This is a genomic window from Blautia sp. NSJ-175, from assembly GCF_022867815.1.
In the GTDB taxonomy this organism is placed as follows: domain Bacteria; phylum Bacillota; class Clostridia; order Lachnospirales; family Lachnospiraceae; genus Blautia; species Blautia celeris.
Window position 1 is genome coordinate 269,682 of the sequence record NZ_JALIFQ010000004.1, and the last position, 17,515, is coordinate 287,196.

At 48.3% G+C, this 17,515-nt stretch carries 11 protein-coding genes; 7 read left to right on the top strand and 4 right to left on the bottom strand.

Translation table 11 applies throughout. The features are described 5' to 3' along the window. The first annotated feature begins 8 nt into the window (after positions 1 to 8). From MUB35_RS08670 to MUB35_RS08695, 6 genes are all read left to right on the top strand, one after another. On the top strand, positions 9 to 2,588 hold the full coding sequence (locus MUB35_RS08670; RefSeq protein WP_244806067.1) for a beta-mannosidase: 2,580 nt from the start codon (positions 9 to 11) through the stop codon (positions 2,586 to 2,588). Continuing rightward, on the top strand, positions 2,497 to 4,935 hold the full coding sequence (locus MUB35_RS08675; RefSeq protein ID WP_244806068.1) for a beta-mannosidase: 2,439 nt from the start codon (positions 2,497 to 2,499) through the stop codon (positions 4,933 to 4,935). The genes MUB35_RS08670 and MUB35_RS08675 overlap by 92 nt, the downstream gene beginning before the upstream one ends. Before the next feature lie 369 nt (positions 4,936 to 5,304). Beyond that, entirely contained in the window at positions 5,305 to 6,051 is a 747-nt protein-coding gene (locus tag MUB35_RS08680) for a DUF5714 domain-containing protein (protein ID WP_033140243.1), read from the top strand. Positions 6,052 to 6,121: 70 nt separating this feature from the next. After that, a complete protein-coding gene (locus MUB35_RS08685; RefSeq protein ID WP_033140242.1) occupies positions 6,122 to 6,655 on the top strand; it encodes a histidine phosphatase family protein in 534 nt (177 codons plus the stop codon). Continuing rightward, positions 6,652 to 7,011, top strand: coding sequence for an inorganic pyrophosphatase (locus MUB35_RS08690; RefSeq protein ID WP_197064089.1), 360 nt, complete (start codon positions 6,652 to 6,654; stop codon positions 7,009 to 7,011). The genes MUB35_RS08685 and MUB35_RS08690 overlap by 4 nt, the downstream gene beginning before the upstream one ends. A gap of 37 nt (positions 7,012 to 7,048) precedes the next feature. Then, the gene (locus MUB35_RS08695) at positions 7,049 to 7,303 is read left to right on the top strand and encodes a TfoX/Sxy family protein (RefSeq protein ID WP_033140272.1); all 255 of its coding nucleotides are present in this window, start codon (positions 7,049 to 7,051) and stop codon (positions 7,301 to 7,303) included. A gap of 136 nt (positions 7,304 to 7,439) precedes the next feature. Here MUB35_RS08695 and MUB35_RS08700 read toward each other — a convergent pair whose 3' ends face one another. Genes MUB35_RS08700 through hutH form a run of 4 tightly spaced genes read right to left on the bottom strand, consistent with a single transcriptional unit; the run spans position 7,440 to position 14,407 of the window. Then, positions 7,440 to 9,434: a urocanate hydratase gene (locus tag MUB35_RS08700; protein ID WP_033140241.1), complete on the bottom strand. Its 1,995-nt coding sequence runs from the start codon at positions 9,432 to 9,434 to the stop codon at positions 7,440 to 7,442. A 21-nt stretch (positions 9,435 to 9,455) separates the two neighbouring features. After that, positions 9,456 to 11,456, bottom strand: coding sequence for an oxidoreductase (locus tag MUB35_RS08705; protein WP_033140240.1), 2,001 nt, complete (start codon positions 11,454 to 11,456; stop codon positions 9,456 to 9,458). 35 nt (positions 11,457 to 11,491) lie between these two features. Next, positions 11,492 to 12,838: a YjiH family protein gene (locus tag MUB35_RS08710; RefSeq protein ID WP_244806069.1), complete on the bottom strand. Its 1,347-nt coding sequence runs from the start codon at positions 12,836 to 12,838 to the stop codon at positions 11,492 to 11,494. 18 nt (positions 12,839 to 12,856) lie between these two features. Beyond that, positions 12,857 to 14,407, bottom strand: a complete 1,551-nt coding sequence (gene hutH, locus MUB35_RS08715; RefSeq protein WP_033140238.1) for a histidine ammonia-lyase — start codon at positions 14,405 to 14,407, stop codon at positions 12,857 to 12,859. 278 nt (positions 14,408 to 14,685) lie between these two features. Between hutH and MUB35_RS08720 the strand changes: the two genes are divergently transcribed. After that, on the top strand, positions 14,686 to 17,514 hold the full coding sequence (locus tag MUB35_RS08720; protein ID WP_033140271.1) for a tetratricopeptide repeat protein: 2,829 nt from the start codon (positions 14,686 to 14,688) through the stop codon (positions 17,512 to 17,514). Position 17,515: the final 1 nt, after the last annotated feature.

The window sequence follows — 17,515 nt, forward strand, 5'->3', positions numbered from 1 at the left end:
AGTGTTCTATGAAAACAAATGTAGAGCTGAAAGACGGATGGAGTCTGAAAAAAGCTGGGGAAGATAGGGAGTGGTTACCCGTGAGAAATATGCCTGCCCAGGTACAGGATATTTTATATGACCATGGTCTTTTGTCGGAAGAATTCAGGCTGGGATGGTGTGAAAAAGCACTTTTTATCGGGGAATCAGACTGGATATACCGATGCTGTTTTGCCGGTGAGAAAGGCAGAAAATGCAGGCTGTTTTTCGGGGGACTGGACACCGTGGCGGACATCTGGCTGAATGGCAGAAAATTGGGCAGAAGTGAGGATTTTTATCTCCCCGCAGAGTTTGAAGTCTCGGATTTTCTGGAAGAGAACAATACCCTTTATCTGCATTTTATAAGTCCCATCTCTTATATGAGAGAACAGGAATGGAAGGAAAAGTGGAACGGATCTGTTCTGCGCTGCAAAACAGTCAGAAAACCGATACATGATTTTCCGCCGGAAAAAATGGAAAAGGGAAGCAGCTACCAGGGGGCAGTGCCCTATTTCACACCCGTAGGCGTATATGCACCGGTATCTCTTGTATATTATGAGGAAGAAGAGATCAAGGAGGATTTCATACAGGCCAGAGTGGAGGCGGACGGGCGTGGTGTGCTCTCCATAGAAATGAGGGGCACCGGCAGACCGGATCATCTGACAGTACACTGGAACTTCCCTTCGGAGGACGGAAACGGAACACCGGGCAGGTGCAAAATGCAGAGTTTCGGGCCTGAGGTCAACGGGTACGGCTGGAGCATCCGGGAAGAGATAGAGGTGGAGGACCCGCCTCTGTGGTGGCCGAGGGGATTCGGGAGACAAAACCTGGCGGATATATGTATAGAACTGTGGAAGAACGGGAAGGTCTGCGACCGCCTTTTGAAAAGGGCTGGGTTTCGCAGCGTGGAGATGGACGTGCCTTTTGCATACCGAATCAATGGGAAAAAGGTGAGACTGTTTGGCGGAAGCCTGGACCCTCTGCAGGGCTACACGCATTGTTATCAGCCGGAGCGGGAACAGCGTCTCTTTGAGATGGTGGAGAATGCCAATATGAACACGCTTCGTATATGGGGCGAAGGCATTCCACTGCCGGATGCATTTTATGATGAATGTGACAGACGCGGCATCCTTGTCTGGCAGGAGTTTTTTCTCGGACATGGAGCCTATCCTGACAGTCAGAAGATAAGAGAACTCTGCAAAAAGGAAGCAGAGTTCCTTGTAAGGAGGCTCAGACATCATCCTTCCCTGCTTCTGTGGTGCGGGGGAAATGAAACCTTAATGGGAGCTGAATTTCAGGGGTGCTGTCCCTATGGGAAAGAGATTTTTCTGGAAGATTTCCCGGAGATTGCACAACGCCTTGACAAAGACAGATATTATCATCCCAATTCACCCTATGGCGGAGAGTGGGCCAATGACCCCAGGGCAGGCGATCTGCATACCTATGATTGTGTGTGGGAATATCCTTATAAATCCTATCCGAATTTTATCAGCGAGCATATCAGAACCGCGCCTCCGGTGAAACACAGTCTGGAAAAAATGATCCATGGGGACATCTGGCCGAAGGGATTTACAGGACTGGTTTTGGACGGCAGCAGCAATAGTATGCCGGATACCTGGTTGGAGCGGAGCCATATTTCAGCCCAGGGGCAGCGAAAAACGGGTGACTATTGGGAATTTTACGATGCGGAAAATGCGGATGATCTTATATACCGTTTTGGTGCGGCTTACGGAAAGGAAATCAGGCGGTACGGCGAGCAGGTGAGAATCGGCAGCAGAGAACCTGAGGTGTATTCCGGCCGTTCCAAGGGATATTTTGCCTGCAAACTGGTGGACACGTGGCCGAAGGTCTACTGTGCGGCCATAGACTTTTTTCAGGAGGGATATATTCCTTATTACTCCCTAAAGCGTGTGTTTTCACCAGTTCTTTTGTGCTTTCAGAAGGAGGAAAGCATCCGTCTGTGGTGCGTCAATGACTCCGGGGAAGAGGCTGCAGGATCTGTACGATATGGGCTTTTTCATATTGTGAGCGGGCAGATACAGAAGGTAAAGGAGAAGAAAATCTCTGTGCCGCAGGGGGATGCAGTGCTTCTTGATGATTTGGCTGACTTTCGGTTTTTCTCGAAGGACTGTGCTCTGTTCGCGGTTCTCTGTGATGAAAAGGGAAACGAGGTTTCGGTATGTATTGATTATGTGGATATAGAAAGACATCTGAAATTTCCAAATGCCGGTTTGAAACTGGAAATGCGCGGAGATGAACTGGTGATCACTGCGGACAGATTTGCGCGCTGTGTGCAGATAACCGGGGAGCAGGACGGCGATCCATTCGGCTGGCTGTTTTCAGACAATTATTTCGATATGCTGCCGGGGCAGAGGAAGACGGTAAAGATACTGGGAAATAAAGAATATGGAACCATTTGTGTGAAGGCGCAGTATGGGGGCTGTGAAAAGATAAGATATAACAGAGAGGATAAAACGGATGGAACGAATTTTACTGCAGAAAGGCTGGAAACTGCTGGGACCGGACAACAGGGAACTGGACATAGAAAAAATGCCGTGCCAGGTCCATGATATTTTGTTGGACCATCAGCAGATTCCAAATCCCAATATTACCGGGATCAACGAGAACCGGTGGATTGGAGAGGCGGAATGGTGTTACAGAACCGAGTTTGAGGTAGAGGATGATTCAGGAGAATGGAATCTCTGTTTTCAGGGACTTGATACATTTGTGGAGATCTATCTGAACGGCGAACTGGCAGGGGAAAATAAAAGTGCATATATGCCTCTGGTGCTGCATGGCATTGCCGGCATGCAGAAAAGAAATCTGCTTGAATTGAAAGTGAAGCCGCCGCGGCAGGAGCTTCAAAAGATAACCCTTCCGAAAAAATATAAAGACAGGGTACCGGAGTTTTGTAAAGCCAGGGTATTCCGCTCCGGATACCATGAATTTTCGGGACCGAAACCGGATCTGATCCGGATGGGAGTCTACGGAAATATTTATTTGGAGAGAGTGGGCTATGACGGCATACAGGAAGCGGTTATGGATGTCAGCGTAAACGCAGGTCTGGATGAGGGAAAGGTTAGGATTGACTTTACTTATTTCCACCCGGAGGCTGAAAGGGTGCTGGAGTACAGGATAACAGATATGCAGGGAAATATGATTTGTGAGGGAACAGAGACAGAGCATACAGAATATCTGGAAATCCCCGTATCGAATCCCAGATTATGGCAGCCCCGGTCCCATGGAGCGGCGGAGCTCTATGATGTGGAGGTGTCAGAGAAAAGAGGAAATACAGTCCTGGATGTCTATAAAAGGCAGTTCGGCTTCCGAAGAATGGAAAGGAAAGGGGATATGGATTTTTCCGTAAACGGCAGGCCCCTGAAACTCTGGGGAGCAAATCTTGCGCATGCGGATACCCTTACCGGCTGTTACGGCAGAGTGAAGGAAAAGCTGTATGGACTGCTGGATCTGGCTGAAATGGGGAATTTTAACTGTCTTCGCATCTGGGGAGAGAGTGAGATCCTGGATGATGATTTTTATAATGCGTGCGACAGGAGAGGGATATTGCTGTGGCAGGATTTTTATCTGGGATTTCATATGTACAGTGAGGAAGAGGAGATGCTTTCCATGTGCAGACAGGAGGCAGAGACTCTGGTGAAAAGACTGAAGCATCATCCCTCTATTTTGCTCTGGTGCGGAGGAAATGAGATGTACTGGTCCCGGGATATGCAGTATAAGGGAGAATACTGTTTCGGTGAAAAAATATTTTGTGAAGTGTTTCCGAATGTCTGCCGGAAATTGGACCTCGGAAGATATTATCACAGAACCTCTCCCTTTGGAGGTGATTTCTCCAATGACCCGAAGGGCGGAGATACGCATGGATACACCCATCTGTGGTTTGTTCCGGGAAGAGACTATCCTGTATTCTTAAGTGAAAACTGCAGAGTATCGGCGCCTGAACTGAAGACCATGAAAAAGATGATGAAGCCTGAGGAGCTGTGGCCAGCAGGATATCAGAATGTAAGTACTAAAAGAAAACCGCTGGCCTGGCCGGACACCTGGAACCTTCATAATACAAATGACGGAGCAGTCAAATTAGGGCCTGTGGAACATTACTATGACGCGGAAAATGCAGAGGAGCTTATTTACCGGATCGGCATGGCTCACAGTGAGTATATCAGAAGAGAAGTGGAGCGGTTCCGAAGAGGTAGATCGGAAGCGGATGCAGATAAGACACGCAAGACAAAAGGACATCTTCTGTGGAAATTTAATAACAACAGCAATATCATTTCGTATGGGGTCGTGGACTATTTCAATGAGCCTATGCGGGCCTACTATGCGCTGAAAAGAGCGTATGAGCCGTTTCAGATTTCTTTTTCCATAGGAAATCATATTACTTTGTGGGCCGTCAACGATACGCCTGAGAAAAAGGAAGGAATCGTGAGAGTACAGCTTTTCAGTCCCGGAAAGAATCAGGTGGAGGATGAACTGGAAATACCGTTTTCCTGCTGTCCGGATGAATCCGTTTTAATCGGTGATCTGGATGCTTTCGGACAGTTTAAAAAGGATTGTGTTCTTGCGGCATTTGCGGAAGATGATAGGGGCAATGTCATGGCGGAATCCATGGATCTTGTGGAGATGGAAAGACGGATCACCTTCCCGGGAAGCGGAAAATTATCCTGTATCTCAGAGGCGGGGATACTTGTACTGAAAACGGATACCTTTGCAAGATGCGTGGAACTGCGGGGAGGAGAGGACGGAGAAGAATTCGGCTGGATTTTTGAGGATAATTACTTTGACCTGCTTCCCGGAGTGGAGAAGAGGATTGCGGTCTATGGAAAACATGAGAGAGGGGCAGTACAGATCAAGCCATATTATTGGAAGAAAGGGATTACCGTACAGTATTTAAAGAAGTGACATGAGAGGCATAAAGCTGATGTTCGTTTCCGGAGGAGATGGGCATCAGCTTTTTGATGTGCACTTTTGGCAGGAGGATGCCCGCAGGCGACTGTGCTCCGGCGCGTAAGTCCGGCTTAGAACGTGGTTGAAAATAAGGATTTATGTGGAAAACCAGGATTATAAATATATTTTGATATATAAATAATATCTTATCTCTGATATAATAAAAAACAGATAACAAGAGGTATTGGTAAATTTTGAAGGCCCCTCTGTAACAGACTGTGCTGATTCAAATGTCAGTATCCGGGGCGCGTAAATGTTTCAGTGTGATATCTGTGTCCGGACACCGGAAAAATTTACCTCAAAACAAAAAAGCGGAGGAAGAGTATGGCACATTCAAAGAGTCAAAATGCCTGTCTTGTATGCGGCAAAGAGTTAATTTATCATGAAGAAAGCGTGGAAATGGAGTGCATATACTGCCATAAAAAATTTATGAGTAATGCGGCCTGTGCGGACGGCCACTATGTATGTGACACCTGCCATTCTAAAAAAGGGATTGAAGCCGTAAAAGAGATCTGTCTGCATAGTAAATCAAAGAATCCGTATGAAATTGCGGTTCAGATGATGGAAACCCCATTTATCCATATGCATGGTCCGGAAAATCATGTGCTGGTGGGAGCTGCTCTGCTGGCAGCTTATAAAAATGCAGGCGGTGACATCGAATTGGATACGGTAATAGAAGAGATGAAAAAACGCGGCAGTCAGGTGCCGGGAGGTACATGCGGCTTTTGGGGATGCTGCGGTGCAGCAGTCAGCACCGGGATCTTTGTCAGTCTCGTCACAGGTGCCACACCTTTAAGCGGAAAAAGCTGGGGTCTTTCCAATCAGATGACATCCAGGGCGCTGGCACAAATCGGAGCCATTGACGGCCCCAGATGCTGCAAGAGGAATGCTTTCCTTGCCATGAAAGAGGCCGTGCGGTTTGCAGAGGAGCATTTACCAAACGCAGAAGGCAAAAAGATTCAGATGGAACTGCCGGATGAGATCATATGCACGTTTACAAGTAAAAACCATCAGTGTATCGGGAAAAGATGCCCGTTTAATGCGGTAAACCATAAAAAGAAAACAGAATGATTACGGCTGCAGCCAGATAAAGGGGCTTTCATCGGGTACAGTGGATAGATTCCAAAATGAGGTGAAACATATGATTATATACACAGCAAGACACGGACAGACAGAATGGAATGCCCTCCATAAAGTCTGCGGCAGAACAGATGTGGATTTAACCCCGGAAGGATATAAGCAGGCTGAAGCATTGGCCGAAAATGTATCCGGGTGCCGCATCCATATGATCTATTCCTCACCCCTGCGCCGCGCGGTGGAAACCAGCAGAATAATTTCAGAGCGAATGGGAATCCCCTATTTCACAGACAACAGACTGATGGAACAGGACTATGGCATTTACGAGGGCGTGGATAGAAAAAATGAGGATTTTCTGAGGAATAAGAAAAATTTTGCGTTCCGTTATCCCAGCGGGGAATCCATGATGCAGACTGCCGTTCGTGTGTATGGGCTGTTGGATGAGATCAGAGAAAAAGAGGCAGGTAAAAATGTTTTACTGGTCAGCCATGGCGGAGTCTGCCGGGTCATCAGATCTTATTTTGTGGATATGACAAACGAGGAGTATTTCAATTATACGCAGAAAAACGGAGCTCTGGAGGTATACGAATACAGATGAAAGACAGTTTGAACAGGGTATTGGGCATGCATGTCAAAGTGATCATAGACAGGCCTCTGGGCAGCTATCATCCGGAACACAAAGACCTGTATTATCCCATTAATTATGGATATATCGAAGGAATCCTGGCTGCTGACCAGGAGGAACAGGACGTCTATTTTATGGGCATCCATGAACCTGTCGAATGCGCGGAGGGTGTTATCATCGCTGTGATCCACCGGAAAAACGATGTGGAGGATAAGTGGGTGGCAGCTCCTGAGAATATGAAATTCAGCATTGATGAGATAGAAAAGGCAGTGCATTTTCAGGAACAATACTTTGATCATGAGATTCTGATGCAGGATACGCATGAATAAAAGAGTATCAAACACAAACAACGAAAGAAGGGATAAGATGGGAGAACTATCAAAGCTTCTGAATATCGGCCCGGTGGTAGAAGAACAACTCAATCAGGTCGGAATCACTACTTATGACCAGTTAAAAGAAATAGGAAGCAGGCAGGCATGGTTAAAGATCAAAGCCATCGATGATTCTGCCTGCATCCACCGTCTGTATGGCCTGGAAGGGGCAGTACAGGGAGTGAAAAAGAGCCAGCTTTCACCGGAAGTAAAAGCCGAATTGAAAGAATTCTATCATCACTGTAAATAACCGATAAACCAATCCTGCCGCCCGTAAAATCCACATGCCGGTTCAGGAAAGAAATACAGCCGCACAGTATACGGAAGAATCATACTGTGCGGCTGTTTTATGTCCTTATGCTTTAGAGGGTGCATGAGACAATTGTTTACTTACTTAAGCCGTTAATCATTTCTGAAAGTTCCTGATCATCGCAGCTAAAAGGAAGGGTGAGTGTATTTCCCGGTTCCTGATAGAGAGAGACAGTTTCCAGTGCGTGGGGATTACCTGCCCAGGCACGCCTTGCGACACCACACATGACATCATAGTTCACTGCACGGCAGATGATCTCATCCACCTCAGGAGAACCGTCCAGGAGCAGGCCGTAGCCGCAGCTCTGAGAATTGCCGATGCCGGTTCCGCCGCCGTTGTGCATGGTCATCATGGTCATTCCCATGGCAGCGTCACCGCCGTAGACAAGTGCGGACATGTCTGCGGTTATGTTGCTGCCGTCATGGATGTTGGAGGTTTCTCTTGAGGGTGCATCCACACCTCCGGTATCCATGTGATCCCGGCCCATCATGATAGGCCCGGTTTTGCCTTCCCGTACCAGACGGTTGAAGGCAAGCGCGATCTTTTTCCTTGTCTCGCCGTCCTGATAAAGGATTCGGGCCTGAGTACCGATGACCAGATTGTTTTCACCTGCGTGTTTGATCCACAGATAGTTGTCATAGTCCTGGAACCGGCGGTCTTTGTCAATACAGTCCATTGCGGTCTGGTCTGTAAGTGCAAGATCTTCCGGTTTTCCGCTTAATACAACCCAGCGGAAGGGTCCGTAACCATAATCGAAGAGGGTCGGCCCCATGAATTCTTCCACAAAGGATTTGTAGATGAATCCATCCAGATCATTTACTCCGTTCCGGCACACTTCCCTGATTCCAATGTCATACATTGTAGTAGTCAGACTGTTTCCGTAGTCGAAGAAATAGGTACCTCTGGAACGCAGGATTTCGATCAGTTCGTGATGCCGGAACAGTGTTTTCTTTACTTTTTCTTCAAATAAAGGTTTGTTTTCGGCAAGCATTTTTGTCCGCTCTTCAAAGGTAAGACCCTGTGGACAGTACCCGCCGTCAAATGCCACATGGCAGGATGTCTGGTCTGTGAGCAGGTCGATTTTCTGGTCTGTTTCCACTGCGTATTCCAGCAGATCTACAATATTTCCATGGAAGGCAATGGAGACCGGTTCCTTTTTTTCCTGATATTCTTTTGCAAGTGCAAAGGCTTCTTCGGGGGTACGTGCCATGGATTTTATCCATCCCAGGCGCATACGCAGCTCTATTTTAGAGACGTCCACCTCTGCGATGATGCCCACGCCCTGGCAAAGCTCAATGGCTTTACCCTGCGCCCCGCTCATGCCTCCAAGGCCTGCTGAAACCAGCAGGTTTCCGCGGAGGACTTCCTCATTGCTTTTGTGAAGGATCTGCCTGGCTGCTGCCAGGAAGGTAGAATACGTACCGTGCACAATTCCCTGGGAGCCGATATAAAACCAGCCTCCGGCGGTAAACTGACCATAATTGGTGACTCCAAGGGCAGCGCAGCGATTCCACTGTTCCAGATTATTATATTTACCTACCATGAGACCATTGGCAAGAATGACCCTGGGGCAGGAGCGGGCTGATTTGAAAAGTCCTACGGGATGACCGGAGCTGACTACAAGAGTCTGTTCTTCTGTGATTTGTTCCAGGTATTTTTTTATGAGCCTGTACTGCATCCAGTTCTGGCATACCTGTCCGGTTTCTCCGTATGTGACCAGTTCGTAGGGATAAAGTGCCACATCAAAATTCAGGTTATTGTCGATCATGACCTGAATGGCCTTTCCGGCCAGGCATTTCCCTTTGTATTCGTCCACGGGTTTTCCATAGATAGCTCCGTGGGGACGGAAACGGTAGCCGTAGATCCGGCCGTGTTCCATAAGTTCCTGGTAAAATTCAGGAATGATCTCCCGGTGGTATTCGGGGGGAATATAACGCAGAGCGTTTTTGAGGGCAAGCTTTACGTCTGCCTCACTCAGTGCAACCTCCCGCTTCGGTGCCCGGCGTACTGCCGGGTCGAAGGTACCGGGGGAGGGGAGAGGCCCCTCCCATGCATATAAAATAGTGTCCATATTGTATATCCTTCCCTGCCTTTACAGACTGCGTGCCAGCTCGTAGGCATCCCAGACTGCATACATAATATTGCGTACTCTCCGTGCGTCACCCAGCAGATAAATCTCATTTTCTTCCAGGCTTAACTGCTCGTAAAGTGAATTGTTGGAGGTATATCCGATGGCACAGACAAATGTGTCAGCGTCTAATTTGTGCTCTTCACCGTCTTTTGTGTAGGTCACCGTGTTTCCTTCGATGCATTTGACGCCTGCGCCTGCAATCTGCTGTACATGGTGGAAGTGCAGCAGATCCTTCAGCATGATCTTATTCATATGGGGAACCGGTGCCCCTGCAGATAAAATCTCAGGCAGGGCTTCCAGTATCGTCACCTGTTTTCCGTTTTCAGCCAGGTCAAGGGCCAGTTCGCATCCTACAAGACCGCCGCCGATGATGACGGTATGGCTGCCCGGTTTGATCTCGCCGGAGAAGATGCGCTCTGCAGGGTACATATCGTGATTTCCCGGCAGACGGAGGGTCCGCGGCGTGGAACCGGTGGCAACGATCACGGCGTCATGGGGATAGGATTTCAGGGTTTCTGCCGTAACAGCAGTATTGTAATGAATCTCCACACCCATTTCCTCCAGGGTTCTCTGATACCAGTCAATCAGCTTTAAGTCATCGTGCTTGAATGAAGGTGCACCTGCCAGATGAAGGGAGCCGCCCGGCCGGCTGCTTTTTTCCAGGATGACAGGGGAATGTCCTCTGAGTTTCAGGACTCTTGCTGCCTCCATACCTGCCACGCCGGCGCCGATGATGAGAATCTTTTTCTGTACACATGCGGGCTTCAGATCATAGTATGTCTCTCTTCCGCAGGAAGGGTTCACTGCGCAGGAAACAGGTTTGGCGGTGATAAGCCGATTCATACAGCCCTCATGGCATCCGAGACAGGGGCGGACAAACTCGAATCTGCCGCTTCGGATTTTATTTACCGTGTCAGGGTCAGCCAGAAGACTTCTGCCCAGGGCGATCAGGTCGGTTTTGCCATCCCGCAGGGCTTCGGAAGCCAGGTCCGGATTTTCCATGCGTCCGGCAATGAGGATGGGGACATCCATTTCTTTTTTCAGAATTTCGCCGAAGGGAAGGTTCATTCCCTTTTCAAAATACATAGGCGGATGCGACCAGTACCAGGAATCATAGGCTCCGGCATCCACATCCAGTGCATCGTAGCCTGCTTTGACCAGAATCTTGGCAGCTTCGATACCTTCCGGGATATCACGGCCGAGTTCTTCAAATTCTTCGCCGGGAAGGCCCCCCTGGCGCACGCCTTTTATGTAGGATTTTAAACAGTAGCGAAGGATGACCGGGAATTTCTCACCACATTTTTTCTTGATATTCTGTACTACTTCACAGGCAAACCGGAGACGGTTCTCCAGGCATCCGCCGTATTCATCCGTCCGTTTGTTAAAGAACGGAATGGCAAACTGATCCAGAAGATATCCCTCATGGACGGCATGGATTTCAATACCGTCAAAGCCTGCCTGCTGGCAGATTTTTGCCGTATCGCCGCATCGTTCTACGATGGTATGGATCTCATCCACGGTCAGTTCCCTGCACATAAGGTTCTCATCCCAGTAACTGCTGATCGGGGAGGGGGCGATGGGGGGCTGTCCGCAGAGCAGGTGAGGTTTCAGCACACGGCCGAAGCCGGCAGTGAGCTGAGTGAAAATTTTGGAGCCGTAAGCGTGGACACGCTCACACATTTCCGCTGTGTTCATGATAAATGTGGAAGGGTTGTCCGTGGGGCACGGCATGGTTCCGTCCACTGCTTTTTCAATATCGTTTTCCGCGTAAATGGTACCTGTGATGATGAGGCCCACACCGCCTTTGGCCCTTGCCACATAGTATTCAATTCCGCGTTCGTTAAATGTATTCTCAGCGGTTACCATACCGCCGGTGCCCATGGCTGCCATCACATATCTGTTTTTCAGGGTACAGCCTGCCAATTGGTAAGGCTCAAATAAAATTTTATGGTTTTCTTTCATGATTTTCACACTCCGAATATAGATTTACCAGTTTGTCACACCAGTATTTTTGCCATCAGCGCTACCATTGGAATCAGAATGATGGTGCGGATGAAGAAAATTTTAACAAGGTCTCCGAAGCCTACGGGAATATCAGATTCCAGCATGGCGTTGGCACTCTCCGTAAAGAATATGATCTGTGATGTGGACAGCACAACAACGAAAAACGCACTGGCCGCAGCCACAGCTTTGCCTTTGATCAGGGTTGCCGGTATGGACAACGCAAAGATTCCCACAATGGAGGAAGCAGCAATCTGCTGTGCATCCGGAAGTCCTAAGAGACTTAAAATCGGTGCCATGGGAATGGCGATCCATTTGGCAATAGGTGTATAGTTAAAAATCAGAAGGCAGATAACGGAAAGGGATACAATAAAAGCATTTACCTTGATACCAAACATAAAAGAAGATTTCAGCTGTTCTAAAAATACAGTGAATTTTGTTCCCGATGCTTTTTCCAGAGCATCCTGGTATGCGGTGGGAAATGTCTGGCCACTGTAGTGTTCCGGTTTTCTCTGGGTCTCTGTCTGTACGGTTCCGTCAATATAGGTATCCGGTTTTCTGGACAGCGGAGGAATACGGATCATAATTGCTGCCAGTACAAATACACAGATAAAAGCCGCCAGTACAACCTCGCTGTAGAGATTTTCTATTCCTGCAATGGATGACAGGAAGGCAAAACCGCCCAGACTGGCAATACTGAAGTTGGTGGTGATGGAGCTGGCTTCTCTGGCTGTATATACTTTCTTCTGATACAGGTCATTGGTGATCATAACGCCTGCCGCGGGAGCTGCCACAAAGGAAGAAATAGCATCCACAGCCGATTTGCCGGGTACCTTATAGACACGGCGCATGATCGGCTCGAGCAGTTTTCCCAGAAATTCCAGAAAACCGAATTCTGTGATAAAAGCAACCAGGGTTCCGGCTACCATGATGGCAAAGAACGAATCAGCGGCAATGCTCAGAGAGGTCTCCCCGATCTCCGGGTCTATAATAGGAGCAGGCCCAATCTGGAAGATAGCCATGACACTGAAAATAGCTGCAGTGACATAAGTAAAGTAGGAGAAAAGATTATCTTTCTGATAAGTACTTTTCAGGATGCCGGGTACATTTTTTCCGTATTTTACATAGATGCTGGCTGCCAGTACAACAAGGCAGGAAATCATAACAAAAATATACTGGACTTTTGGACCAAGTGCAGTCTGAATGATGTCCATGATATGTACCATGGGCACTTTTTTGTTGCCATTGTAAGGAATGGTAACAAAGAAAAGAAAAACACCAATAATACTGCAGATAAAGAAACGTACTTTAATGCTTGAGCTGTATTCTTTTTTATTTTCCATATTTAACTCCTATATTCTTTAAAAGACGATGGGGCCGCAGGCGTTTTCCACTGCCTGGAGCAGGCTGTCATCAGCAAGCAGTTCTTCACAGGTATTGATTTCAGGGTAGAGCTCACGGTCTTTGTCATAGAATGGGATTCTGCTGCGGACCATGTCATAGGCTGCTTTTGTTCCTTTTCCAAGCGCACCCTTTTTACCGGCATCTGACTGGCTTCTTAAATCAATTGCCTGGCAGGCACAGAGAATTTCCATAGCCAGTACACGACGTACATTTTCGGCAATATCCCGGGCTGTTCTTGCGGAGATGGTGCCCATGGATACATGGTCTTCCTGGTTGGCGGAAGAAGGAATGCTGTCCACGCAGGCCGGATGAGCCAGTATTTTATTCTCAGATACCAGGGCAGCAGCACAATACTGCACGATCATATAACCGGAATTCAGTCCGCCGCCCTCTACCAGGAATGCGGGAAGTCCGTAGTTGAGGGCCGGATTTACAAGACGCTCAATACGGCGTTCTGCCACATCTGCAAGTTCAGCGACAGCGATACCGAGGAAATCAAAGGTGAGAGCCATGGGCTGTCCGTGGAAGTTTCCGCCGGAAATGACCTCCTGGGTCTCCGGGAAGATGATCGGGTTGTCTGTTACCGAGTTCATTTCCACTTCTATCTGGTCAATAATGTAATTCAGGGCATTTTTAGATGCACCGTGAATCTGGGGCAGACAGCGCAGGGTGTATGGGTCCTGTACGCGAAGCTCGCCCTGCTCTGTCGTCATCTGACTGCCTTCCAGCAGTTCATTTAAAATGCGGGCGGTGTCGATCTGGCCTTTGTGCGGGCGGGTGAGATGGACCTGTGGTTTCAGTGCTGTTGTGATACCGTTCAGTGCTTCAAAGGAGAGGGCTGCCGCGATATCTCCGTATTTGATCAGGCGGATGGCATCATATACTGTGAGGGCTCCCACAGCGGTCATGACCTGTGTTCCGTTGATCAGCGCAATGCCTTCTTTTTCATGAAGGTTGATGACCGGGATTCCTGCTTTTTCCATGGCCTCTCTGCCCGGATAAATGTGTCCCTCATATTCAGCAAGCCCCATGCCCATCATGGGAAGCACCATGTGGGAGAGCGGAGCCAGATCGCCGCTGGCACCCAGAGAGCCTTTCTGCGGAATGACGGGGTGCAGATGTTTGTTCAGCATGGCAACCAGGGTTTCCACTGTCTCGAGACGGGCACCGGAGAAGCCTTTTGCCAGATTGTTCAGACGGAGCAGAATGATGCCGCGGACTACTTCTGCCGGGAATGCCTCTCCGGCTCCCACTGCATGGGTCATGATCACGTTTTTCTGAAGCTGTACACAGTCCTCTTTGGAAATGACAACATCGCTGAATTTGCCGAATCCTGTGGTAACGCCATAAACGACTTCTTCGCGTTCTACAAAGTCATCAATGATTTTTCTGGATGCACGGATGCGTTCCACTGCCTCCTTGTCCAGTTCCACGAAAGCGTCAAAACGGCAGACTGCCACCAATTCGTCCAGCGTCAGTGTTTCCCCTGTTATTACTACTGTTTGCATAAAAAATCCTCCTCTTTTTTATATGTGGTTTTTCTATAAACTTCACACGCTTTTCTTTTATTATAGATAACAGATGTCAGTTTATCGTCACTTTCTGACTTGACATGTCATGCAAATTAAAGTTTTAACAGGAAAAAGTGAAAAAGGAGGAGATGTTCAGGATGACGATTCAATGAATTCTTTACGGAATGCGAAAATTCAGATATAATGTAAGGCAGATATTTCAGATATGTTCCAGTGACATAAACTATATATCAGCAAAGGGGAAAACAGGAAAAATGAAAATTACGGTTCATTTTCTGGGAAAACCGGAGATCATCAGGGACGGGGTCCGGGTGGTGATCCCGCAGAAAAAGATTCAGGCATTGCTATTATATCTTCTTTTTAATGAGAGCTGTTCCAGGGATGAGCTGGCAGCCCTGTTCTGGGAGGAGCAAAGTGAGGAGGGAGCCAGGCGAAATCTGCGGAACAGCCTGTATAAGCTGCGGACACTGTTGGGGGACGGTGTTCTTGTGACCATGGGGAAAGAGTATATCAAGCTGGACCCGGAGATAGAGATTGTCAGGGATACCGATGTATTTCTCATGGACAATGGTGAAAAATATCTGCTGCAGATGGAGAACTGCTGCTTTTTAGATAAGTTTCATCTGAAAAATTGTGTCGGGTTTGAAAAGTGGGTGAGCAGTATTCAGAATGTGTATGAGAAGCTGTTTGTGGACCGTTTTCTTCCTGCCATGAAAAAATGCATGGAGAGAGAGGATTACACTGCGGCGGAGGGATATGCAAGGAAAATACTGCTCCTGGACCCTTATCAGGAGAGGGCCTGCTGTGCGCTGATGCAGATTTATGCGGCGCGCAGGGATTATAACAAGGCGGTACTGGTCTATACCGGGTTTGCGGAGAATCTGAAGAAGGATGTGGGAGTGGAGCCGGAGCCACGTACAAAGGACCAGTATGAAAAAATCCTGCTCATGCGCAAACGGCGCAGGGAGGAAGGGGACGGCTCTCTCTACGGCGGCCATCTGCAGGCTGTGGCAGAGCTCTCCAAGGAGTATCTCAGATACAGCCGCAGGGAGGAGGCGGATATCTGCATTCTCTGCGGAAGTGTAGGCATGGGGAAATCCATGGTCTTAAAAACGTTTATTGAGAGTATGGAGAACGCAAGGGTGATCTCCGTGGAGTTCCAGGTTTCAGACCAGCAGGTCAGATATCTGGCTTTGGAGAAAGTGATGGAGCAGATCTGTGACAGATGCCGTATTGCTCTTCCCCAGGAGAATATGGAATTCTTCGGGGGAAACAGTGATATCTGTTACAGGAACCGGATGGAGATCATGATGAAGGCGGTCAGGAGAAAGGACGGCAATTATATTCTGCTGCTGAGGAACATGGAATCCGTAGATGAACAGAGTCTCAATCTGCTTATCTCCTGTTTTTTTGAGCGTTACAGAAGAGACTTCTTTATATTAATGGAATACTGCCCAAATTTTCAGGCACAGCCGCAGCTTCTGGCACGCCTGGAATCTGTGTCACGGGTGAGGGTGGTGAGACTCCGCCATCTGACGGAGGAGGAAAGCAGAGCATATCTGGTGGATGCCCTGGGAGAAAAGTTTCCGGAAAAACTCTCCTCCCACAGCATCTATGAATATACAGGCGGAAACCTGAGGTTTCTGAAGGATGTGGCAGAAAATATCCGTGTAGGGGCAGAAGAGAATTTTCAGTTTCTGCCGGAGACGGAGAGGACACTGGAGAGGCTGTTTTCCGGATTCAGGCAGGAGGAATACGAGTATCTGGAGTATTTGTCTGTGATGGAGCACGGAACCGATGTACAGCAGCTTAGCAGTATGCTGGAAGAAAACTCCGTGAAGGTGATGAAGATCCTGGATTTTCTCATGCGAAGAAGGCTCCTTTCCGAGACCGGCGCGGGAAAGCACAGGATGCTGAAAATACGGGAAAAAATGGTGCGGGACATGATATATGAACGCACCTCCCAGTTTAAGCGGCTGGAACTTCACAAGCTGGCGATCCGGTATTATGAAAAGATATACCAGAAGAACAGAGGGGTATATTTTTATCTGTCCGAACTGCGGTATCATTACAGTTTTACAGACTGCGAGTATGAGAAGCTGTATTATGATATTATGAATCTGCAGTATGTGCTGGACTATTACGATGAATTTTTCCCTACGGTGGTCAATGATGAAGATACGAGAAAGAGTTTAAGGCTGGACAGGGAACGCATTTATCAGGATATGGACGAGTATACCCAGCGCCTGGAAGCCATGGAGGATGAGGTGGATTTCAGGGATTATGAGGAGCTGCATATGGTCCTTGATTTCCTGGCAGGGCGTTCGCTCACACGTGACGGCAAGCGTAAGCAGGGGATCGTGTATATCCAGGAGATGATAAGGCGCGCCAGGGAGCTGGAACGGACGGATATGCTTCTCAAGGGATACGTGGAATTGATCTGCTTTGGCCTGAAGGAGGGCAGTGTCAAGTGGATGGAAAAGTATCTGAAGGAGGCAAAATCCACAGAGAACCTGAAGGCTTATGCCAGGGAGAGAGGGGTACTGCTGAGGCTGGAGGGATACTGCAATATCCTGAAAGAAGAGTATGACAAGGCAGAAAATCTGCTGCTCTCCTCCATCCAGTTATTTGAAAGCCCGAAGATGAAACGGGCCAATTATTTTAATGTGGCAGGCGCCTATGACTATCTGGCGCTGATCTACAGGCGGCGTGGGGAGTATGAGAAGGCCGGTAAAATCATGGAGAAAGCCATCTGTCTCTGCCAGGAAAAACGCGTGACAAAGAGCCTGGATCTGTTTTATGAGGATTACGGATATATTTTATATCTGCAGGGGAACTATGGGGAGGCAGAGCGGTATTTTCAGAAGAGCGCCAGAATCTACGATGAGTTCGGTACCTATTGGCTTCGTTCGGTGGGGGAATGCTGCATGTCCGTCATCGCCCTGTCCAGAAAAGAGGAGGACAAGGCGCTGGAACATTTCCGTATGGCTGAAATCTTTTCACAGAAAGATATGACAGCGGAGGAACTGAAAATGCTGGAGGATACCAGGGCAAGGCTGAAGGCGGCAAGAGTATTGAGGTGAG

Excerpts from the sequence above, each read along its gene's own strand:
- hutH (WP_033140238.1), bottom strand. The coding sequence starts at position 14,407 with ATGCAAACAGTAGTAATAACAGGGGAAACACTGACGCTGGACGAATTG.
- MUB35_RS08705 (WP_033140240.1), bottom strand. The coding sequence starts at position 11,456 with ATGAAAGAAAACCATAAAATTTTATTTGAGCCTTACCAATTGGCAGGC.
- MUB35_RS08720 (WP_033140271.1), top strand. The coding sequence starts at position 14,686 with ATGAAAATTACGGTTCATTTTCTGGGAAAACCGGAGATCATCAGGGAC.
- MUB35_RS08685 (WP_033140242.1), top strand. The coding sequence starts at position 6,122 with ATGATTATATACACAGCAAGACACGGACAGACAGAATGGAATGCCCTC.
- MUB35_RS08680 (WP_033140243.1), top strand. The coding sequence starts at position 5,305 with ATGGCACATTCAAAGAGTCAAAATGCCTGTCTTGTATGCGGCAAAGAG.
- MUB35_RS08710 (WP_244806069.1), bottom strand. The coding sequence starts at position 12,838 with ATGGAAAATAAAAAAGAATACAGCTCAAGCATTAAAGTACGTTTCTTT.
- MUB35_RS08700 (WP_033140241.1), bottom strand. The coding sequence starts at position 9,434 with ATGGACACTATTTTATATGCATGGGAGGGGCCTCTCCCCTCCCCCGGT.
- MUB35_RS08695 (WP_033140272.1), top strand. The coding sequence starts at position 7,049 with ATGGGAGAACTATCAAAGCTTCTGAATATCGGCCCGGTGGTAGAAGAA.
- MUB35_RS08670 (WP_244806067.1), top strand. The coding sequence starts at position 9 with ATGAAAACAAATGTAGAGCTGAAAGACGGATGGAGTCTGAAAAAAGCT.
- MUB35_RS08675 (WP_244806068.1), top strand. The coding sequence starts at position 2,497 with ATGGAACGAATTTTACTGCAGAAAGGCTGGAAACTGCTGGGACCGGAC.
- MUB35_RS08690 (WP_197064089.1), top strand. The coding sequence starts at position 6,652 with ATGAAAGACAGTTTGAACAGGGTATTGGGCATGCATGTCAAAGTGATC.